This is a genomic window from Streptococcus mitis, from assembly GCF_047462815.1.
GTDB lineage: Bacteria > Bacillota > Bacilli > Lactobacillales > Streptococcaceae > Streptococcus > Streptococcus mitis_DO.
In genome coordinates this window covers 87,321-106,872 of the sequence record NZ_JASHFB010000002.1, presented here as the reverse complement: position 1 = coordinate 106,872, position 19,552 = coordinate 87,321, and the positions used below count along the sequence as shown (strand labels likewise).

Sequence of the window (19,552 nt, the reverse complement as noted above, 5' to 3'; positions counted from 1 at the left end):
AAACAAAGGAGAAACCATGTCTCAACTCTATGATATTACCATTGTAGGTGGTGGTCCAGTCGGTCTTTTTGCAGCCTTCTATGCCCACCTACGCCAAGCCAAGGTTCAAATCATCGACTCTCTTCCCCAACTAGGTGGACAACCTGCTATTCTCTACCCTGAAAAGGAAATTTTAGACGTTCCAGGTTTCCCAAACCTGACTGGAGAAGAATTGACCAACCGCTTAATTGAACAGCTAAACGGCTTTGATACCCCAATTCATCTCAATGAAACAGTTCTTGAGATTGAAAAACAAGAAGAGGGATTTAAGATTACAACCTCTAAAGAAAGTCACCTGTCTAAAACAGTTATCATTGCTATGGGTGGGGGTGCCTTCAAACCACGTCCGCTGGAACTTGAAGGGGTCGAGGACTATGAAAATATCCACTACCATGTTTCTAACATTCAGCAATACGCTGGTAAGAAAGTGACGATTCTTGGTGGAGGGGACTCAGCTGTGGATTGGGCTTTGGCTTTTGAAAAAATTGCGCCAACTACCCTTGTTCACCGCAGAGATAATTTCCGTGCCTTGGAACACAGTGTCCAAGCCTTGCAAGAATCATCTGTGACCATCAAGACACCATTCGTCCCTAGCCAACTCCTTGGAGATGGAAAAAGGCTCGATAAACTTGAAATCACAAAAGTCAAATCTGATGAAACAGAAACGATCGACTTAGATCACCTCTTTGTCAACTATGGTTTCAAATCTTCTGTTGGTAACCTTAAAAACTGGGGTCTGGACCTCAACCGTCACAAGATTATTGTCAACAGCAAACAGGAATCTAGCCAAACAGGTATCTATGCTATCGGTGACTGTTGCTACTATGACGGAAAAATTGATCTGATTGCGACAGGTCTAGGGGAAGCACCTACTGCTGTAAACAATGCTATTAATTACATTGACCCTGAGCAAAAGGTGCAACCAAAACACTCAACCAGTTTATAAAAAAGAACCACGAGTCAAATGCGATTCGTGGTTTTATAGTTCATATACAATCTGGTTAGCTCATACCTTTCCCCTTCTTTTTCAAAAAGCAAAAATGTCCTATCAAATTGATAGAGCATGTGATATAATAACGATGGCACTAACGATACGCCTTGGAAAAGGAGGTATTACAGATGCTAGAACTTCTCAAAATAGTACTTATCGCAGTCATCGAGAGTATCATCTCATGGCTGGTGACTCGTTGGTTAGACGATCACTTCGACAAGTAACCTTCCTGGTTAGTGCTATCTAACCCAGAAAAAAATCCCCTCGGTATTGCAGTACCGAGGGGATTGCTGTTAGCACTAAAATGCTAGAACTTCTCAATTCCCCTTTATTATCTCACATACTCTATTTAATTGTCAAGAAAGAGGTGTTTTATATCTTTATAACTCATCGGCTATCTTATTGATTTTTCTCAGTCTGTGGTTGACACCACTTTTGGTCAGAGGGGTGCTGAGGCTATCTGCCAACTGTTGGATAGAGTAGTCTGGGTGCTGAATCCGCAGCTGCGCCACTTCCTGCAAATCCACTGGCAGATTTTCTAAGCCTATGATATCTTTGATTTTACTGATATTGTTGATGGTCTTCATGCTGGCAGAAACTGTCCGAGCGATATTAGCTGTCTCGGCATTGTTGGCCCGATTGAGATCATTACGGGTTTCTCGTAAAATCTTAACCCGCTCAAAATCATCACGCGCCTGCATGGCTCCGATGACTATCAAAAAGTCCATAATATCTTCAGCACGCTGGAGATAGGTCACAGCTCCCTTCCTGCGCTCAAGCACCTTGGCATCCAGCAAAAATTGCTGGAGAAGAGAGGCAATCCCTTGCGCGTGGTCCAGATAAACAGAACTGATTTCCAACTGGTACTTACCTGATTCAGGGTCACGAATGCTGCCATTTGCCAAGAAAGCACCACAGAGATAAGCACGGCCTGCTTCCTCATCCGATAAGATCGCCTCATCAATACCTGTTTCCAGACCAAAGAAGGAGTCTGCCAAATGTAAGTCACTCAATAAATCCTGCACCTTTTCATCTGTAAAGACAGTATAGACCCGATTCTTACGAAGATTGCTCCGTTGGTGGTGGCGAATTTCTGATTTGATTTCGTAGAAATGGAGAAAGGACTCATAGAGGTGACGGGCCAGTTTGGCATTTTCTGTCACGACAGACAAGGTCAAGCCTGAAGTTGAGAGACCGATGCTACCAGACATCTTGATAATGGCAGATAATTCATGCCGGCTCAGATGGTGTTGACCTAGGATTTCTTCTTTTACTGCTACTGTGAAACTCATTTTCTCACCTGTATAATCCGCATCAACTCATCCACAATCAAATCCCCATCGTGGAAGGCACCTCCATTTTCCAGACGAAGAAAGTTGGATGAAATCACACGCGGAACTCGCTTACAAAGACCAGCAAAGTCATGTTCCACCTGGACCAAGTATTCATCAAAACGATTGGAATTCATGTATTCCTGCGGTACTTTTTCGATATTTACCAACACAGTATCGATAAAAGGTCGGCCAAGGTGACGATGCAAGACTTCCACGTGGTCGCTATCTGTAAAGTGTTCCGTCTCCCCACGTTGTGTCATGATATTGCAGACATAGGCGATTTCTGCCTTGGTTTCCAAAAGCGCCTGCCCAATTTCCTTAATGACAATATTGGGCAAAATAGAGGTAAAGAGAGAACCTGGCCCTAGGACAATCATGTCACTTTCAAGAATGGTCTGCACTACTCGACGGCTAGCCAGAGGTGTATCATCGTTGAGGGTATTGGTCACATAGACATGGTCAATCATGCCCGGATGATCTGCAATATGACTCTCTCCAGCTACTTCTGTCCCATCCTGAAAAACTGCATGCAAGGTCAAAGGATGATCACTGGAAGGATAAATCTTCCCAGTTGTATGGAAAAATTTGCTCAGCAACTGCATGGCATTATAGGTCGAACCCTGCATTTCTGACAGACCTGCAATAATAAGATTTCCCAATGGATGGCCAGCAAAGGCTCCGGCATCCTCAGAAAAGCGGTACTGAAATACCTTCTCATAAAATTTAGGCATATCCGACATGGCCACAAGGACATTGCGAAGATCACCTGGTGGCGTCAATTGTTGCATATTTTTTCGGAGTTCACCTGATGAACCACCATCATCTGCCACCGTTACAATAGCAGCGATTTCCACATCTTTTTCCCGCAGACTTTTTAGAATGACGGGGATTCCAGTCCCTCCACCAATCACCGTTATCTTTGGTTTTCTCATGAACGGTTTACCGTTTCCTTTCTTCGGTCTTTGTCGCGATGCCCTTCATTGACAGGCCAATTCTTGGATAAGTCCTGCGCCAAGCGTTTAGCAAAGGCCACACTACGGTGTTGCCCACCCGTACAACCCATGGCAATGGTCAAAACGGACTTACCTTCCTTTTGGTAACTTGGCAAAATCGGCTCAATCAAGGCCAACAAATGTTGATAAAAGTCTTCTGACTCAGGATGGTTCATGACATAGTGATACACTGGTTCATCCACACCCGTTTGGTTTCTCAGTTCTGGAAGGTAATAGGGATTTGGCAAGAAACGGACATCAAAGACCAAGTCCGCATCAATTGGGATTCCATATTTAAAGCCGAAAGACATGACTTCGATACGGAAAGACTGGGCTTGTTCTTGATCTGAAAACTGCTCTGCAATGGTTTTACGCAACTCACGCGGAGTAAGTTCAGTCGTATCCACCACATTTTGGCTCATATTTTTCAAAGGCGCTAAGAGTTCACGTTCCAGCTTGATTCCATCCAAAATCCGTCCATCTGCTGCTAATGGGTGACTCCGTCTGGTTTCCTTGTAACGCGCGACCAATTCCTTATCAGCTGCATCCAAAAAGAGGATTTTGAAATCCAAAACATCTTGATTTTCCAACTCATCCAAAACAGCTTGAATCTCTGAAAAAAAAGAACGGCTACGCATATCTACTACCAGGGCCAACTTATGGTCATCATCCCTTGTTTCAACCAACTGCAAAAACTTAGGCAAGAGGGCTGGTGGCATATTATCAATGGTAAAATATCCTAGATCCTCGAAGGACTGAATGGCCACAGTTTTCCCTGCCCCACTCATCCCTGTCACAATCACCAAGTGAAGTTGTTTCTTTGTCATCTTTTTCTCCTTATATCAAAAGAAGTTTGGCAGAACCAAACTTCAACTAGCTTATCCAATCTCTGCGATGACTTCGATTTCGACTTTTACATCACGAGGAAGACGAGCTACCTCCACAGCTGAACGAGCTGGAAATTCCTCTTTAAAGGCCGTTTGGTAAACCTCATTAAAAGGAACAAAGTCGTTCATATCGCTCAAGAAGCAAGTTGTTTTGACAACATGGTCAAAATCTGTTCCTGCTTCTGCCAAAATAGCACCAATGTTTTTCAAGACTTGTTCTGTCTGTTCTTGAATAGTCTCTCCAACGATTTCCCCAGTTTCAGGAGAGAGGGGAACTTGACCACTAGCAAACAAAAGGTTACCAACGATTTTCCCTTGAACATAAGGCCCGATAGCTTTTGGAGCTTTATCTGTATGAATTGTTTTTGCCATTTTCTTTTCCTCACAATTTTTCTAAGATTGCATCCCAAGCCTCATCCATCCCTGCCTTGCTGACAGATGAAAAGAGGATGAAGTCATCACTTGGGTCAAAATTTAATTTCTTTTTGATTGCTGATTCATGCTTATTCCACTTACCACGAGGAATCTTGTCCGCCTTGGTCGCAACGATGATAACCGGAATCTCATAATACTTGAGAAATTCGTACATCTGGACATCATCTGCTGACGGGTCATGACGAAGGTCAACTAGACTGACAACCGCACGGAGATTTTCCCGAGTCGTTAGATACTCCTCAATCATGCGCCCCCACTTTTCACGTTCCTTTTTGGAAACACGGGCATAACCGTAACCAGGAACATCCACAAAGCGCATCTTGTCGTCAATGTTAAAGAAGTTGAGAAGCTGGGTTTTCCCAGGTTTCCCTGACGTACGAGCCAGATTCTTACGGTTCAGCATGGTATTGATAAAGCTGGATTTACCAACATTTGAACGCCCTGCAAGAGCGATCTCTGGCAGTTCATCCTGCGGATAGTGGGACTTATTAGCCGCACTGAGCAAGATTTCTGCATTGTGTGTATTAAGTTCCATAGTCACCTCTAGGCTGTTTCTAGAATCGGTTTATCCGTTCCATCGACAGCTTCTTTTGTGATACGAACCAATTTCACATTTTCCTGACTCGGTACTTCAAACATGACATCTAGCATGGTTTCTTCAATAATTGAGCGAAGACCACGCGCACCAGTTTTGCGTTCGATGGCCTTATTTGCAATCTCTTGAAGGGCTTCGTCGTCAAACTCCAACTCGACATCATCATAAGAAAGCAAGGTTTGGTACTGTTTCACCAAAGCATTTCTTGGCTCTTTCAAGATACGAACCAAGTCATCCACTGTCAATTGCTCAAGAGCAGCAAAGACAGGCAAGCGTCCAATCAACTCAGGGATAATACCAAATTTTTGAATATCTTCTGCGATAATTTCTTGCATGTAGGAGCTATTTTCATCAATCGCTTTATTGTTTTGACCAAATCCGATGACTTTTTCACCCAGACGTTGTTTGACAATTTCTTCAATACCATCAAAGGCACCACCCACGATGAAGAGGATATTTTTTGTATCCACTTGAATCATCTCTTGTTGCGGATGTTTGCGTCCACCTTGAGGCGGTACGCTGGCAACAGTTCCCTCGATAATCTTGAGAAGAGCTTGTTGCACCCCTTCACCAGAAACATCACGTGTGATAGAAACGTTCTCACTCTTCTTGGCAATCTTGTCAATTTCATCCACGTAGATAATGCCACGCTCTGCACGTTCGATGTTAAAATCAGCAGCCTGCAAGAGTTTGAGAAGGATATTTTCCACGTCCTCACCCACATAACCAGCCTCAGTAAGAGCTGTCGCATCCGCAATCGCAAAAGGTACATTCAAGCTCTTAGCCAAGGTCTGGGCAAGGAAAGTTTTCCCCGAACCAGTTGGGCCAATCATCAATATATTTGACTTCTGCAAATCCACATCTTCCGACTCTTCACGCGTATCGTGGAAATTGATGCGTTTGTAGTGGTTGTATACTGCTACTGCTAAAGCCCGTTTGGCACGATCTTGACCGATTACATAGTGGTTCAAGATATGGAGGAGTTCAATTGGTTTTGGAACTTCTGACAAGTCTGCCAAGACTTCCTCAGCCAACTCCTCCCGAATGATTTCCTGGGCTAACTCCACACATTCATTACAAATAAAGGCGTTGTTCCCAGCGATTATTTTTTGTACTTCTTCTTGGCTTTTGCCACAAAATGAGCAATAAACCATCATATCATTATTCCTAGTTGTAGGCATGATTTCCTTCCGTTCTATTCTATACTGTCATTCTATCTAAAATAAGGTCATGTAAAAAGCATGGATACTATTGACCAAATTGGTAAAGGCATTTAACCAGAGCAGGACAGAAAGTCCATAACGCTTTTTACGAAAAGCCTGTGCTCCAGCAAGCAAGCAGACCAAACACAGCATGGCTGTGAAAAAACCAAATATACTACGTTCCATTAGACTTCCTTTCTCTTGCGGTATTGGATGGTAAAATCATAAGGATTTTTCTCATCCTTGGTATAGGATTTGCTTGAAACTGTCTCAAAAAGAGATAAGTCAAACTCCTCAGGGAAATAGGTATCTCCCTCCACCCGAGCATGGATTTGAGTGACAATTACTTCATCCAAATAGGGTTCAAAAGCCTGAAAAATCTGCTTCCCACCGATAATATAGAGATTCTTGTCTTGGCCCTGATACCAGTCGAGAACAGACTGGACATCCTGAAAAGTAATAACCCCATCTATCTTTTCTTCCGGGTTACGTGTCAAAATCAAGGTCTCCCGTTTTGGAAGCAAGCGACGCCCCATCCCATCAAAGGTCACGCGCCCCATCAAGATAGCATGATTCAGAGTTGTTTCTTTGAAGTGTTGCAGTTCTGCTGGCAAATGCCAAGGCAGACGATTGTTCTTACCAATCACACCCTCTTCATCCTGGGCCCAAATAGCTACGATTTTCTTAGTCATGCTTCCATCCTTTTCACTGATAGTACTATTTTATCAAAAAACTCAAAAAAAGACTGGTTTGGAATAGCTTACAGAATATAAAAAATCCGTAAGAGGAATCCTACAGATTTTTATATGATTATTCTATTTCTTACAAACCAGGTGCTTGTCCAAGCTCTGCGGCAAGCATCCAGATTGTTTTATCAGTTTCAGTTTTAGCGTCTGAGAAGATACCGTTTGTCACATCGTCACCTTCTTCATCAGTGACATCCAAACCTTTTTGGAAAAGTTCTGACAAGTAACGGTAGATAGCAAGAACACGTTCCAAGCTTTCTTCAACATTACGGTATTCACCAGCTTCTTCTTCGATTTCACTGTTTTGAAGGAATTCTGTCAAAGTAGAGAATGGGCTACCACCAAGTGTAATCAAACGTTCGCTGATTTCATCCAATTGACCGTCAAGAGCATCCATGTACTCATCCATTTTTGGATGCCATACAAGGAAACCACGACCACGCATATACCAGTGTACTTGGTGCAAAGCCACATGAGCTACGTACAAATCAGCAACAGCTTGGTTCAAGACTTCCTTTGTTTTTGCCAATGCTACTGGCGCTGCTTTTGTTAATGATGTTACATCTTTTACTGCTTCTTTTTTCAATTCTACCATTTTATTTTACCTCATTCATTATTATTTGTAATCACTTCTTAATGATTACTACCTTAGTATACTACTAAGAATAACCAATAGCAAGCCAAATGACTCACATGAGAAAAGTTGCAATAGACTGATAATTTAAGAATTTGAATAAAAAGAGTATACACTCTTTGTACACTCTTTTTGCTTTATAATTTAATACCAAACACTGACGTCAACACGACCACGAATTCCTTTTAAGTATTCAGATGAAGTATATTGCCATCCTTTTTCACCTGAGTAGTGAGGATTATTCCAATCAAGCGCATCCGTATAGGCTGCTACCCAGTTAACGTGTTGCAAAATATCAGGATAATTCAAACGAGTTTGCAAAAGCTGACGGTAGCTATAAACTTTCACATTTTGATAACCAGCCTGTTTCATTGTTGCCATATACTTGTTGATAATCTTGACCCAGGTTCCAGTATCACTTGGAGCTCTCTTGGTCTTATTGCCATATTCCCAGTTCTCAACATCATAATAGATAGGGTAAGACAAGTTCATCTTGTATTTTTTCAAGAGTTCAATGGTCTGATTAGCATCATTCTCAGCATCGGTCTCATTTTCAGCATAAGTATAAAGGTAAACACCATAAGGAATTCTCAGACGGTTTAGCTCCTTAATGTTATGCGCTAATTCCTTGTCTTCAGTTCCACTATAACCCAAACGAACAATCACTCCATCTACTCCATTATCGTCGATGACTTTTTTCCAGTCACTGATGTGACCATTGTGCTCACTGACATCGATGACCTTTTTAACTTGATCAGTCCCAACTTGTTCTTTACGATTGTTAAAGAAATAACGTCTGCCATTTCGGTGAACCCAGCCGACATTCAAGCCTTTCTTTTCTTTTAACTCACCTGAGTCAGAAAAAATATAGCGAGCATCATTCATGACTAATTCACCAGTCGCCATAGCACCACTTCCTGTCAAATAGTAGTTACCCTGCCACTCATCTTTAGCCATGTAACCACCCTTCTTGAAATAGTACCACTTGCCGTCTACATTTTGCCACTCTTGATTTGCATAAGAACCATCAGACTTGAGATAGAAGTAAGACGAATAGGCTGGATCATAAACCCATTCACTCTTGGCCATGTAACCATCCGATTTGAGGTAGTATTTCCCATACCATTCTTGGTTTGCATAAGAACCGTCCGCTTTGAGGTAGAACCAGCTCTTATAATTACTATCATAAACCCATTCACTCTTGGCCATGTAGCCACCTGCTTTGAGGTAATAGTTTCCTTGCCATTCTTGTCTGGCATAAGAACCGTCCGCTTTGAGGTAGAACCAGCTCTTATAATTACTATCATAAACCCATTCACTCTTGGCTATGTAGCCACCCGATTTGAGGTAGTATTTTCCATACCATTCTTGGTTTGCATAAGAACCGTCCGCTTTGAGGTAGAACCAGCTCTTATAATTACTATCATAAACCCATTCACTCTTGGCCATATAACCATCCGATTTGAGGTAGTATTTCCCATACCATTCTTGGTTTGCATAAGAACCGTCCGCTTTGAGGTAGAACCAGCTCTTATAATTACTATCATAAACCCATTCACTCTTGGCCATGTAGCCACCTGCTTTGAGGTAATAGTTTCCCTGCCATTCTTGTCTGGCATAACGACCATCTGCTTTTATATAGAACCAGCTATTGTAGCTAGTATCGAAAATCCACTCACTCTTAGCTTTTGAGCCATCTGCCTTCACATAGAAGTTACCTTCCCAGTGTGCTGATGTTGAAGTTGGTTTACTTTCCGCTTTCTGACTACTAGCACGAGTCTCTTTTACTTCTTCCTTTTTCTCTGTCTGCTTACTAGAAGAAGTCTCAACCTTTTTCTCTTTTTGGCTTGTCGTCGTTTCTGATTTCTTTTTCTCTGCCTTACTAGAAGAAGTCTGGATGCTACTTCCTTCCGAAGATGCTTTCACTTCAGTTTCATTTGCAGCAACCTGGCTAGTTGCCAATCCTAGTAAGCAGATACTTGCTAATCCAATTTTTCCAATCTTTGTATTCAATCTTTCCTCTCCTATAAAAAATGGAACAGACATCTCAATGCTGTTCCACCTAGCTTTTGCTACTGATTATTTTACAAAGTCAAGCAAAGCCAAGAAGCTTTCTGCTTCAAGTGACGCACCACCTACAAGGGCACCGTCAACGTCTGGGCAAGCCATGTATGAAGCAACGTTCTCAGGTTTAACAGAACCACCGTATTGAACACGAACTTTATCCGCAACTTCTTGACCGAAGTCAGCAGCTACAACGTCACGAACAACTTTACACATTTTTTGTGCGTCGTCTTGTGAAGCTGATTTACCAGTACCGATAGCCCAGATTGGCTCATAAGCGATAACTGATGCAGCAACTTGTTCAGCAGTCAATCCAGCCAAAGCAGCAGATACTTGAGCACCTACGAATTCAGCAGCTTTACCAGCTTCGTAAGTTTCAAGTGACTCACCACAACAGATGATTGGAAGCATACCGTTTGCAAAGATTGCTTTTGCTTTTTTGTTGATATCTTCGTCAGTTTCATGGAAGTAGTCACGGCGTTCTGAGTGACCGATAACAACGTAGTCAGTACCGATTTCTTTCAAAACTTGTGGGCTAGTTTCACCAGTGAAAGCACCTGCATTTTCAAAGTAGCAGTTTTGAGCAGCAACTTTAAGGTTTGAACCTTTAGCAGCAGCAAGAACAGCTGTCAAATCAAGAGCTGGAGCAGCGATACCTGCTTCAACAAGATCTGATGAAGGAAGTTTTGATGCAACTGCTTCGACGAATGCTTTAGCTTCTTCTGGATTTTTGTTCATTTTCCAGTTACCAGCGATAAATGGTTTACGTGACATTTCACATACCTCTTTTTTCAATTTATTTTCTACTTATTTTATCACAATTATACACAGCTTGCAAATCTTACTCGGATTTCAAGCCTGCTTACATGGATTAATCCTTCCAAAGATCCATAGCATTTCTAAAATCTGCAGATACCTGTGTCAACTGAGGATTGCTTGCTTCTCTTTCTGCCCGCTTCGCATCAATTTGAGCCACACTTTTGATACCTTCATGGCGCCAATTTCTCAAAATCGCCTGAATGTACTTCCAGTTTGCTTTACCATTCAAAACAGCTTCACGAAGAGCTTCCTTAATCAAGTCAGCACTGGTTTCATCTTCTTTTAGAGTCTTGGTCAAATCCTCAATCTCAAAAGGCGTCAACAAGCGACCCAACTCCTGCTGGAAGGTTTCTACCAAATCCTTGAGCTGGTTTTGAGGGGTCAACTGGTCTGAACTCGAAGAGCTAGCTCCAAGCAAGTCATCCAAACGTTCCAAGGCTAGACTAGCATCAAAGAGCAATTCAATTTCGCCATTCAGTTCGATAGTACGATACTGAAGCAGTCCCCTCTCTGTCAAGTTGGAAATGGACTGGTTGACATCCGAAATTTCCTTGCCAATCCTTTCAGCAATCTGGCTTGGGGATATTTCTTCCAAACCTGTCGTATTTTGCAAATAGAAAAATTGCCAGACCAGAAAATCATCGCTTGAAGGAAAGAGTTCCTTAAAATGCAAGAGCAGGGCACTCGGTAAAACCAAGTTCCCTGATTTAAAAGCGTCTAAATATGTCATAATTCCTCTTATAAATACCCATATGCAGATGCATCATCTTCTATCTTTCTCCAGTCAAAAGGCGTCTCCTGATAGACAGCATAATTCACCCAATTACTGAAAAAGAGGGCTGCTGATGAAGACCAACAAAGACAAGGTGTCTGGTTGACATCATCATCCTTAAAGTAATTTTCTGGAATATGAGGATCCAAACCTGCATCACGATCTCGGAAATATTCATTTGCCAAGGTATCACGATCATACTCCAAATGCCCAAAACTATAAATTTCTCGTAAATCACGACTGGCCAAAATCGAAACCCCAACCTGAGGGCCTTCCGATAAAATCTCGAGATTGGTCTTGTTTAAGATTTCTTCCTTAGAAATCTCTGTGTGCCGTGAATGAGGGGATACATAGCTATCGTCAAAACCTCTAAAGAGAAGGTGTCCTTCTTTTAAAGTATCCTGAGGATAAATACCTGATAACTTATTGTCCATCTGGTATTTTTCAACCCCATAACGAAGATAAAGACCCGCCTGAGCCCCCCAACAGATATGAAGAGTCGAATAGACATGGGTCTTGGACCACTCGATTACCTGACTGAATTCCTCCCAATAGTCCACTTCTTCAAATGGTAAATGCTCAACTGGAGCACCCGTGATAATCATCCCATCAAAATACTCATCCTTAACTTCAGGAAAAGTTTTATAAAAGGTCTCCATATGTTCTGAACGAGTTGTTTTAGAACGATGGCTTTCCATATAGAGAAAATCAATATCCAGTTGTAAGGGTGTATTGGCCAAATGGCGTAATAACTGAGTCTCTGTGACCATTTTTTGTGGCATAAGATTTAAAATCAAAATCTTCAAGGGACGGATATCTTGGTGGGCAGCACGTTGATCATCCATAACAAAGATGTTCTCTGTCCGTAAAATCTCAACAGCTGGTAATTTTTTATCAATTCGAATCGGCATAACCCTCTCCTAACTGTAATCTTTCAGGAATCATTGCATATGTTTGAAGGCAAAACTCAAACACTTAGTCCTTTTATTATACTGCAAGAAGATATAGTTTTCAATTATAGTTTTTCTCTAACTAGCTATAGTCTATTTTTATATCCTAATGTAGAGAAAACAGCCCTAAGGACTGTTTTTCATTAATAATGCATGAGAACTTTGTAATCGTAGTCACCGATTTTTTCACGGCCGTTCAATTCATCCAATTCAACAAGGAAGGCACAACCTGCCACAACACCGCCAAGTTTTTCAATCATCTCGATGGTCGCCTTAACAGTTCCACCTGTTGCCAAGAGGTCGTCTACGATAAGAACACGTTGACCTGGCTTAATGGCATCCGCGTGCATAGTCAATGTATCAACACCGTACTCTTTTTCATAGTCAGCAGAAATAACTTCACGTGGTAATTTACCCGGCTTACGAACAGGGGCAAAACCAATTCCCAACTCAAAAGCAACTGGACAACCCACGATAAATCCACGAGCTTCAGGACCTACAATCATGTCGATTTTCTTGTCAGTAGCGTACTGAACGATTTCACGAACAGCGTAGCTATAAGCATTTCCATCAGCCATCAAAGGACTGATATCACGGAAGGTGATGCCTTCCTTAGGATAATTTTCAATTGTTGCAATATAATCTTTTAAATTCATCTTTTTCTTTCTTTCAAAGTTTTTACTCTCTATTATACCATATTTTCTAGTAAAGAAGGAAGAGAAAACAGTATTTCATTTGCTACTCACTCTATGAGCTAAATTAAGATAACTATTTTTATCTAAACTATAACTCACACATAAAAACGAGCACTTTCGTACTCGTCCTCTTTTATAAACTACTGATTAAAGTGAGTTTACGTCAACTTTGATACCAACACCTTGAGTAGTTGTGATAGTCAAGTTTGTTACGTAAGTTCCTTTAGCTGTAGCTGGTTTTGCTTTTTGGATTGTTTCGTTGAAAGCTTTGAAGTTTTCAACCAATTTTTCAGCTTCAAATGATACTTTACCGATGATTGCTTGAACGTTACCTGCACGGTCAGCACGGTAAGTGATTTTACCACCTTTAGACTCTTCAACTGCTTTAGCAACATCCATTGTTACAGTACCAGTTTTAGGGTTTGGCATCAAGTTACGTGGTCCAAGGACACGTCCAAGGCGTCCAACAAGAGCCATCATGTCAGGTGTAGCGATAACTACGTCGAAGTCCAACCAACCGTCGTTGATTTTAGCAACAAGGTCATCTTCACCAACAAAGTCTGCACCAGCAGCTTTTGCTTCTTCAGCTTTTGCACCACGTGCAAAAACAAGAACGCGTGAAGTTTTACCAGTACCGTTTGGCAATACCATTGCTCCACGGATTTGTTGGTCAGCTTTTTTAACGTCGATGTTCAAGTTGTAAGCAACTTCTACAGTTGCGTCAAATTTTGCAAAGTTAGTTTCTTTTGCAAGTGCTACAGCTTCTTCTACGCTGTATGCTTTTGTGCTGTCGATTTTCTCAAGAGCAGCACGAAGTTGTTTGCTTTTTTTAGCCATTTTCTATTCTCCTTGTAAGTGGTTCAATCGATTTTCATCTCCCACGTCACTCCTCGAAATGATGAAGTCTTGCGGGTTATCAGTCTATTATTTTTCTTTTCCTACTTCGTTAAGCTCCCTTGCTGTACCCAAGTACAAGCTTCAGTCACTTGCCTAGTATGAAAAGCAACTAATAGACTGCTGTGAGATTTTCTACTGTGTTATTGATTAGTCAACAACAGTGAATCCCATAGAACGAGCAGTACCTTCGATCATACGCATTGCAGACTCTACGTTTGCTGCGTTCAAATCTGGCATCTTAGTTTCTGCAATTTCTTGTACTTGTGCACGAGTAACTGTAGCAACTTTAGTTTTGTTAGGTGTACCTGATCCCTTTTCAACACCTGCAGCTTTTTTCAAAAGAACAGCAGCTGGTGGTGTTTTAGTGATGAAAGTAAATGATTTATCTTCGTAAACTGAGATAACAACTGGAATGATCATACCAGCTTGGTCAGCTGTACGAGCGTTGAACTCTTTTGTGAATCCCATGATGTTGATACCAGCTTGACCAAGAGCAGGTCCAACCGGTGGAGCTGGTGTAGCTTTACCAGCAGGGATTTGCAATTTTACAAGTTTTTCGACTTTTTTAGCCATTTTTAAATCCTCCTTTGTGGTTTTGGCGGTAATTAAAGATTTTTACCTCCCACAAGTATGCTTTTCACATACCCATCTATTATACACTATTTATCTGAAATTGCAAGAGAAAAGTTTATTTTTTAATCGACGTAATCTCCGCCTTCAAAGCCGTAATACTCTTCCAAACTGAGACCACTTGCAGCTATTTCTTTTGCTTCTTTTCCGACATAACGAAGGTGCCATTCTTCAGCCATATAGCCTGTTTCCTTTTCCTTGCCTTTGAGATAACGAACAACAAAACCATAATCAGCCGCATGGTCCAAGAGCCATTGGGCCGCTTTTTCTTCTGTCACCAAATCACCATTTGTCCCAATCACATCAAAAGCCAAGCCTGTCTGGTGCTCGCTATAGCCAGGACGGGCAGAATAACGGTCGGCAGCTTCTTTCCCATCTTGATTGACATAATCTTGATAGAGCTTGGTCTGAGTTTCATAACTTCTAAAGCCACTGTAATGGTCGCTAATGGGGAAACCTGCCTCTTGCATAGCTTTGATGAGTTTGACCAACTCTGCCTTGGCTGTTGGATTTTCCCCTGGATTATAGTCTTTAGACAATGGATAGTGTTTGTTGGCTACGATGATTTCATCGTATTTCCCTTGGATGCTGTAGTAGTCTCCTTTGTTAGCCACTTCTGCTTTATTCTGGGCAGCTCCTTGAGATTTACTGCCGGCTGTTCCATCAGCTTTGGCTGTTTGTTCTGTCTTAGCTGCGCCATCTTCATTTTTTGCTTTTTCTTGTGAACAAGCTGCTAGACTCAAGGCTAGCAAGGCTGTCAAGATAAGGTATCTTTTCTTCATTTCTACTCCTTTATTCTAATAGTTTATCTACTTCTGATGATAAACGTTCGACTAATCTTTTAATCTCATCCGGTTTTGCTTGGCAGGTTTCTGCTGTCATTTCTTCAAAAGGAACCCACCAAACTGGCCCACGTCCCTTGAGACCGTGACCATTCATATCACCTGTCCGTCTAGGAAAAAGATGCCAATGAAGATGGGCATCGCCATTTCCTAGCAGTTCGATATTCATTTTCTCAGCAGCAAAAGCCTTGGCAACTGCCTCTTGGACCACACTCATTTCTTCTAGAAAACGGAGTTTCGTTTCCTTTTCTAAATGGTGCAATTCGGTGACGTGTTCCTTGGCTAGAAAGAGACTATAGCCTGCAAAATACTGGTGGTCTCCAATCACAAGATAGCCTGTTTCCAACTCTTTGACAAAGTAAGGATTTTCTTCCTTCTTGATGAGGTCAATTCTCTGGCAAATCAGGCACATATTAGTCTACCAACCCACTCTTAAGATAAGCATCAACCATACGCTCTGTTGCGACCACCGAGTCAATATGAGTACGCTCATAAGAATGACTAGACTCGATACCCGCACCAAGAAGAGCGTGTTTAACTTCTGCACCTGCAGACATAGCCGCTGAAGCGTCCGAACCATAAAATGGATAGATATCCAGCTTGAATGGAATATCTTGGTTTTTAGCCAAGGTCACCAAATGTTGACGGAAGTCATAGTGATAAGGACCTGAAGCATCCTTGACACAGATAGACACTGTATATTCGTCTGTCTGCTGGTCATCTCCCATGGCTCCCATGTCCACAGCCAGATATTCGACTACTTGAGCAGGAATATTAGAGTTAGCACCGTGGCCTACTTCTTCAAAAACTGAAAAAGCAAAATGGGTTGTTATGGGCAATTCAATCTTCTCTTCCTTATAAATACGAAGCAGGTTAAGCAAAATCGCTGCGCTGACCTTGTCATCCAAATGACGAGACTTGATAAAACCTGTCTCTGTCACGACAGTTCGTGGATCAAAACTGATAAAATCACCGACCTCAATCCCCAAGGCACGAGTTTCTTTTTCATTGGTTACTTTGGCGTCCAAACGCACTTCCATATTGTCCTGGGTACGTTCTGCAGTTCCTGCATCCTTGTAGACATGGCAAGAAGTTTGGTGGATGAGGATGGTGCCTGATACTTTTTCACCTGTGCTAGCCACATGAACGATACAGTTTTCTCCTTCGATCATGTTCCAAGGGAAACCACCGATACGATCCAATTTGAGACGGCCGTCTGGTTTGACAGCACGGACAATAGCACCCAGCGTATCTACATGGGCAGTCACATAGCGGTGTTGTTCATCATTTTGACCTTTAATGGTCACATTGACACCGCCCTTGGCTGTACGAACTGGCTGATACCCAAAACCTTCTAGAGTCTTGACTAAATAGTCCGAAATCTCACGAGTGAAGCCTGTTGGCGATGCGATGGCTGTTAGTTCTTTGATATATTCTACTGTTTGATTCATTTCTTCACCTCTTTTGCTACCTATTATAACACATTTATCATCGGATAAAAAAGAAAATCACTCCTGTAGACTTAGCTACAAAAGTGATTTTAATGATTATTCCATTTCAAAAACATCGCTTTCTTGCTTGTTTGGTAAAACCAATGAGATCAAGATTCCGACAACAGCTGGTACTAACCATGGGAGAGATGCCTTGGCAAAAGGAAGAGCGTTGACAAGGTTTGCAAGAAACTCAACCTTAAACGAGCTTCCTAGTACGCTTGCAATGGCAATGGCTGTAACAACAGCAATTGTCAACTGCATACCTGGTTTTGAAAGAGCCACAAATTTGTTAACAATGACAATCATAACGATAGCAATCGTGATTGGGTACAAGATAACCAATACTGGAATGGAGTACTTGATAATCGCATCAAGACCCAAATTGGCAATGGCAAATCCAATCAAGGTAAAGGCTGTCGCATAAACCTTGTAGCTGATTTGTGGGAAACGCTCATTAAAGAACTCAGCTGTTGACACAATCAGACCAACTGTTGTTGTGAAGCAGGTTACGGTAACCATAGCTGCAAGGAAGAGTTGAGCTGTTGAGCCAAAGATTTCTTGAGTGGCTTGTGACAAGATGTAAACACCTGGTGTTCCACCCTTCATCGCTTCAGCAGGTACTGGGAAATGATTTCCAAGGAAACCTAAACCGATATAAAGGGCGCTGAAAGCAAGGGCAACAACGATACCAACAACCCAAATGGTTGAAATGTATTCTTTCTTACTTGAAAATCCAAGTTGTTTCAAGGTTTGAACTGCGATTACACTAAAGGCAACTGAGGCAAGGGCATCCAAGGTATTATAACCTTCTAGGAAACCTGTACCAAAGGCAGAAGCCTGATAAGCAGCTGACGCAGCTTGAGGACTTGTCCCACCATATTTGATAGCTCCTAGCACAACCAAGATAACAATCAAAATCGCAAAGACTGGTGTTAAAATACGGCCGATACGGTCTAAGATTTTTGATGGATTAAGCGAAATTAAATAGGCTGCCGCAAAATACAGAACCGTAAAGACAATCAAACCAAGACCTTTATTTGCATTCGACAAAAGGGGGCTAATCCCTACTTCGTAAGCTGTTGTAGCTGTACGTGGGATGGCAAAGAATGGGCCGATTGACAAGTAAAGAACTGAGAGGTAAAGAGTCGCAAACCAAGGCGCTATCTTTGTTGAAATCTCGTAGATATATCCTTTAGGATTGAGCGTTCCAATAATAAGGGTCAAGACTGCGATACCGACGCCTGAAAAGACAAAACCTGCGATGGCAGGAAGAAAATGTTCTCCAGATAAAGCACCTAGAGAAGGCGGAAAAATCAAGTTTCCCGCACCAAAAAATATTCCAAACAGGAGCAAACCTGTTAGAGCACCTTTTTTAGCCATGAAAATCTCCTTCATATTTATAAAATACTGACCTAGTATATCATGAATAGGAGTATGAAAAAAGCTTCACGAAGTAAATATTGAATGTTTTCAAGATTCTTAAAAATGAGAATTGTCTAAAAATAAGATCCCCTACCCAGTCCACGCCAAGTAGGAGAAAATTCTAATGTTTATACTCTTCGAAAATCTCTTCAAACCACGTCAGCTTCACCTTGCCGTACTCAAGTACAGCCTGCGGCTAGCTTCCTAGTTTGCTCTTTGATTTTCATTGAGTATTAAAGTTCTTCAAAGGACATCATGCCACCTTGTACATTGATAACCTCATAACCTTGTTCAGATAAGAATTGGCAAGCACGCGCCGATCTCATTCCAGATTTACAAATAACATAATGTAACTGGTCCTTATCCAACTGATCATAGATATCGGCTAATTGACTCAGAGGAAGATTCTGAGCACCTTCTAAATGAAGAGCTTCAAACTCATCCACTTCTCTCACGTCCACTAAAGAAAGTTGGTCGTTTTGGTAAAGCTGGTAAAATGCGTCAAAGGCTATTTCTTTCATTCTTTTTCTCCTAAAATAGTTTTAATTCTTTCTTTCAAATCCGGCACCACTTCTGACTCAAACCAAGGATTTTTAGCCATCCAGATTTGATTTCGCGGCGAGGGGTGAACTAGTGGAAAATAGGTTGGCAAGTAGTTCTGGTAATGTTTTACCCTTTCTGTCACCTTGCCACTGATTTTCTCCTTTAAATAGTAGGCTTGGGCATACTGGCCAATCAAGAGGGTCAATTGGATGTCTGGTAATTCTTGCAAGAGCTGAGGATGCCATTTTTCCGCAAACCCAGTTCTCGGTGGCAGGTCACCTGACTTACCATGCCCTGGAAAGTAGAAATCCATAGGCAAAACAGCAAAATAACCTGAATTGTAAAAGGTATCTTCATCCACACCTAGCCAATCCCGCAAGCGATCGCCACTTTTATCCTTCCAGTAAAGGCCTGCCTCTTGGGTTTTAAGTCCAGGTGCCTGACCGATGATATTGATGCGAGCAGTCTTTGGCGCTGCAAAGAGAGGCTCGATGCCACGCTTTGTATAGGTAGCATTCTGAGGATCTGCCATAATAGCCTGCTTGATTCTTTCAATTTGAGACATCTACT

General features: G+C 41.8%; 24 protein-coding genes. 2 read left to right on the top strand and 22 right to left on the bottom strand.

The window, feature by feature from the left end; genetic code table 11:
- The first annotated feature begins 16 nt into the window (after nucleotides 1-16).
- Nucleotides 17-985 carry an NAD(P)/FAD-dependent oxidoreductase gene (locus tag QM865_RS01530; RefSeq protein ID WP_000081013.1) on the top strand — a complete coding sequence of 323 codons (969 nt, stop codon included), beginning with the start codon at nucleotides 17-19 and terminating at the stop codon, nucleotides 983-985.
- A 133-nt stretch (nucleotides 986-1,118) separates the two neighbouring features.
- Nucleotides 1,119-1,277 carry a hypothetical protein gene (locus QM865_RS01525; RefSeq protein ID WP_157834387.1) on the top strand — a complete coding sequence of 53 codons (159 nt, stop codon included), beginning with the start codon at nucleotides 1,119-1,121 and terminating at the stop codon, nucleotides 1,275-1,277.
- A gap of 133 nt (nucleotides 1,278-1,410) precedes the next feature.
- Here QM865_RS01525 and whiA read toward each other — a convergent pair whose 3' ends face one another.
- The 22 genes from whiA to QM865_RS01415 form a co-directional block, all read right to left on the bottom strand.
- Nucleotides 1,411-2,322 (bottom strand): DNA-binding protein WhiA, encoded by a 912-nt coding sequence (whiA, locus tag QM865_RS01520; protein WP_414305853.1) that lies wholly within the window; start codon nucleotides 2,320-2,322, stop codon nucleotides 1,411-1,413.
- Nucleotides 2,319-3,296: a YvcK family protein gene (locus QM865_RS01515; protein WP_261079234.1), complete on the bottom strand. Its 978-nt coding sequence runs from the start codon at nucleotides 3,294-3,296 to the stop codon at nucleotides 2,319-2,321. Before QM865_RS01515 ends, whiA begins: the two co-directional genes overlap by 4 nt.
- On the bottom strand, nucleotides 3,293-4,183 hold the full coding sequence (rapZ, locus tag QM865_RS01510; protein ID WP_414305852.1) for an RNase adapter RapZ: 891 nt from the start codon (nucleotides 4,181-4,183) through the stop codon (nucleotides 3,293-3,295). Before rapZ ends, QM865_RS01515 begins: the two co-directional genes overlap by 4 nt.
- 51 nt (nucleotides 4,184-4,234) lie before the next feature.
- A complete protein-coding gene (locus QM865_RS01505; protein ID WP_001140420.1) occupies nucleotides 4,235-4,615 on the bottom strand; it encodes a RidA family protein in 381 nt (126 codons plus the stop codon).
- 10 nt (nucleotides 4,616-4,625) lie between these two features.
- Nucleotides 4,626-5,213 (bottom strand): ribosome biogenesis GTP-binding protein YihA/YsxC, encoded by a 588-nt coding sequence (gene yihA / locus QM865_RS01500; RefSeq protein WP_000422605.1) that lies wholly within the window; start codon nucleotides 5,211-5,213, stop codon nucleotides 4,626-4,628.
- 8 nt (nucleotides 5,214-5,221) lie between these two features.
- Nucleotides 5,222-6,454 carry an ATP-dependent Clp protease ATP-binding subunit ClpX gene (gene clpX, locus QM865_RS01495; RefSeq protein WP_025169664.1) on the bottom strand — a complete coding sequence of 411 codons (1,233 nt, stop codon included), beginning with the start codon at nucleotides 6,452-6,454 and terminating at the stop codon, nucleotides 5,222-5,224.
- A gap of 36 nt (nucleotides 6,455-6,490) precedes the next feature.
- The gene (locus tag QM865_RS01490) at nucleotides 6,491-6,661 is read right to left on the bottom strand and encodes a hypothetical protein (protein ID WP_000442260.1); all 171 of its coding nucleotides are present in this window, start codon (nucleotides 6,659-6,661) and stop codon (nucleotides 6,491-6,493) included.
- The gene (locus tag QM865_RS01485; RefSeq protein WP_203176051.1) at nucleotides 6,661-7,167 is read right to left on the bottom strand and encodes a dihydrofolate reductase; all 507 of its coding nucleotides are present in this window, start codon (nucleotides 7,165-7,167) and stop codon (nucleotides 6,661-6,663) included. Before QM865_RS01485 ends, QM865_RS01490 begins: the two co-directional genes overlap by 1 nt.
- Nucleotides 7,168-7,297: 130 nt before the next feature.
- Entirely contained in the window at nucleotides 7,298-7,816 is a 519-nt protein-coding gene (locus QM865_RS01480) for a Dps family protein (protein WP_042750433.1), read from the bottom strand.
- Nucleotides 7,817-7,999: 183 nt separating this feature from the next.
- Nucleotides 8,000-9,901, bottom strand: a complete 1,902-nt coding sequence (locus QM865_RS01475; RefSeq protein ID WP_414305851.1) for a GH25 family lysozyme — start codon at nucleotides 9,899-9,901, stop codon at nucleotides 8,000-8,002.
- A gap of 33 nt (nucleotides 9,902-9,934) precedes the next feature.
- Nucleotides 9,935-10,693, bottom strand: coding sequence for a triose-phosphate isomerase (gene tpiA, locus QM865_RS01470; RefSeq protein ID WP_000087891.1), 759 nt, complete (start codon nucleotides 10,691-10,693; stop codon nucleotides 9,935-9,937).
- Between the two features lie 97 nt (nucleotides 10,694-10,790).
- Nucleotides 10,791-11,468, bottom strand: coding sequence for a DnaD domain-containing protein (locus QM865_RS01465; protein WP_414305850.1), 678 nt, complete (start codon nucleotides 11,466-11,468; stop codon nucleotides 10,791-10,793).
- Nucleotides 11,469-11,476: 8 nt separating this feature from the next.
- Nucleotides 11,477-12,421: a homoserine O-acetyltransferase MetA gene (gene metA, locus QM865_RS01460; RefSeq protein ID WP_414305849.1), complete on the bottom strand. Its 945-nt coding sequence runs from the start codon at nucleotides 12,419-12,421 to the stop codon at nucleotides 11,477-11,479.
- A 182-nt stretch (nucleotides 12,422-12,603) separates the two neighbouring features.
- Nucleotides 12,604-13,116 (bottom strand): adenine phosphoribosyltransferase, encoded by a 513-nt coding sequence (locus QM865_RS01455; protein WP_001049318.1) that lies wholly within the window; start codon nucleotides 13,114-13,116, stop codon nucleotides 12,604-12,606.
- A 186-nt stretch (nucleotides 13,117-13,302) separates the two neighbouring features.
- Nucleotides 13,303-13,992, bottom strand: coding sequence for a 50S ribosomal protein L1 (gene rplA / locus QM865_RS01450; protein ID WP_001085675.1), 690 nt, complete (start codon nucleotides 13,990-13,992; stop codon nucleotides 13,303-13,305).
- Nucleotides 13,993-14,199: 207 nt separating this feature from the next.
- On the bottom strand, nucleotides 14,200-14,625 hold the full coding sequence (rplK, locus tag QM865_RS01445) for a 50S ribosomal protein L11 (protein ID WP_001085807.1): 426 nt from the start codon (nucleotides 14,623-14,625) through the stop codon (nucleotides 14,200-14,202).
- A 122-nt stretch (nucleotides 14,626-14,747) separates the two neighbouring features.
- On the bottom strand, nucleotides 14,748-15,464 hold the full coding sequence (ldcB, locus tag QM865_RS01440) for an LD-carboxypeptidase LdcB/DacB (protein WP_414305848.1): 717 nt from the start codon (nucleotides 15,462-15,464) through the stop codon (nucleotides 14,748-14,750).
- Between the two features lie 10 nt (nucleotides 15,465-15,474).
- Complete coding sequence (locus tag QM865_RS01435) at nucleotides 15,475-15,936, bottom strand: HIT family protein (protein ID WP_414305847.1); 462 nt, start codon at nucleotides 15,934-15,936, stop codon at nucleotides 15,475-15,477.
- Nucleotide 15,937: 1 nt separating this feature from the next.
- The gene (locus QM865_RS01430) at nucleotides 15,938-16,975 is read right to left on the bottom strand and encodes a M42 family metallopeptidase (protein WP_414305846.1); all 1,038 of its coding nucleotides are present in this window, start codon (nucleotides 16,973-16,975) and stop codon (nucleotides 15,938-15,940) included.
- Nucleotides 16,976-17,071: 96 nt separating this feature from the next.
- Nucleotides 17,072-18,397 (bottom strand): branched-chain amino acid transport system II carrier protein, encoded by a 1,326-nt coding sequence (gene brnQ / locus QM865_RS01425; protein WP_033677916.1) that lies wholly within the window; start codon nucleotides 18,395-18,397, stop codon nucleotides 17,072-17,074.
- Between the two features lie 275 nt (nucleotides 18,398-18,672).
- Complete coding sequence (locus QM865_RS01420; RefSeq protein WP_033677918.1) at nucleotides 18,673-18,960, bottom strand: rhodanese-like domain-containing protein; 288 nt, start codon at nucleotides 18,958-18,960, stop codon at nucleotides 18,673-18,675.
- On the bottom strand, nucleotides 18,957-19,547 hold the full coding sequence (locus tag QM865_RS01415) for a uracil-DNA glycosylase family protein (RefSeq protein WP_033677920.1): 591 nt from the start codon (nucleotides 19,545-19,547) through the stop codon (nucleotides 18,957-18,959). Before QM865_RS01415 ends, QM865_RS01420 begins: the two co-directional genes overlap by 4 nt.
- Between the last annotated feature and the right edge of the window lie 5 nt (nucleotides 19,548-19,552).

Coding starts and splice junctions, on each gene's coding strand:
- QM865_RS01530 (WP_000081013.1), top strand. CDS start 17: ATGTCTCAACTCTATGATATTACCATTGTAGGTGGTGGTCCAGTCGGT.
- QM865_RS01525 (WP_157834387.1), top strand. CDS start 1,119: ATGGCACTAACGATACGCCTTGGAAAAGGAGGTATTACAGATGCTAGA.
- whiA (WP_414305853.1), bottom strand. CDS start 2,322: ATGAGTTTCACAGTAGCAGTAAAAGAAGAAATCCTAGGTCAACACCAT.
- QM865_RS01515 (WP_261079234.1), bottom strand. CDS start 3,296: ATGAGAAAACCAAAGATAACGGTGATTGGTGGAGGGACTGGAATCCCC.
- rapZ (WP_414305852.1), bottom strand. CDS start 4,183: ATGACAAAGAAACAACTTCACTTGGTGATTGTGACAGGGATGAGTGGG.
- QM865_RS01505 (WP_001140420.1), bottom strand. CDS start 4,615: ATGGCAAAAACAATTCATACAGATAAAGCTCCAAAAGCTATCGGGCCT.
- yihA (WP_000422605.1), bottom strand. CDS start 5,213: ATGGAACTTAATACACACAATGCAGAAATCTTGCTCAGTGCGGCTAAT.
- clpX (WP_025169664.1), bottom strand. CDS start 6,454: ATGCCTACAACTAGGAATAATGATATGATGGTTTATTGCTCATTTTGT.
- QM865_RS01490 (WP_000442260.1), bottom strand. CDS start 6,661: ATGGAACGTAGTATATTTGGTTTTTTCACAGCCATGCTGTGTTTGGTC.
- QM865_RS01485 (WP_203176051.1), bottom strand. CDS start 7,167: ATGACTAAGAAAATCGTAGCTATTTGGGCCCAGGATGAAGAGGGTGTG.
- QM865_RS01480 (WP_042750433.1), bottom strand. CDS start 7,816: ATGGTAGAATTGAAAAAAGAAGCAGTAAAAGATGTAACATCATTAACA.
- QM865_RS01475 (WP_414305851.1), bottom strand. CDS start 9,901: ATGTCTGTTCCATTTTTTATAGGAGAGGAAAGATTGAATACAAAGATT.
- tpiA (WP_000087891.1), bottom strand. CDS start 10,693: ATGTCACGTAAACCATTTATCGCTGGTAACTGGAAAATGAACAAAAAT.
- QM865_RS01465 (WP_414305850.1), bottom strand. CDS start 11,468: ATGACATATTTAGACGCTTTTAAATCAGGGAACTTGGTTTTACCGAGT.
- metA (WP_414305849.1), bottom strand. CDS start 12,421: ATGCCGATTCGAATTGATAAAAAATTACCAGCTGTTGAGATTTTACGG.
- QM865_RS01455 (WP_001049318.1), bottom strand. CDS start 13,116: ATGAATTTAAAAGATTATATTGCAACAATTGAAAATTATCCTAAGGAA.
- rplA (WP_001085675.1), bottom strand. CDS start 13,992: ATGGCTAAAAAAAGCAAACAACTTCGTGCTGCTCTTGAGAAAATCGAC.
- rplK (WP_001085807.1), bottom strand. CDS start 14,625: ATGGCTAAAAAAGTCGAAAAACTTGTAAAATTGCAAATCCCTGCTGGT.
- ldcB (WP_414305848.1), bottom strand. CDS start 15,464: ATGAAGAAAAGATACCTTATCTTGACAGCCTTGCTAGCCTTGAGTCTA.
- QM865_RS01435 (WP_414305847.1), bottom strand. CDS start 15,936: ATGTGCCTGATTTGCCAGAGAATTGACCTCATCAAGAAGGAAGAAAAT.
- QM865_RS01430 (WP_414305846.1), bottom strand. CDS start 16,975: ATGAATCAAACAGTAGAATATATCAAAGAACTAACAGCCATCGCATCG.
- brnQ (WP_033677916.1), bottom strand. CDS start 18,397: ATGGCTAAAAAAGGTGCTCTAACAGGTTTGCTCCTGTTTGGAATATTT.
- QM865_RS01420 (WP_033677918.1), bottom strand. CDS start 18,960: ATGAAAGAAATAGCCTTTGACGCATTTTACCAGCTTTACCAAAACGAC.
- QM865_RS01415 (WP_033677920.1), bottom strand. CDS start 19,547: ATGTCTCAAATTGAAAGAATCAAGCAGGCTATTATGGCAGATCCTCAG.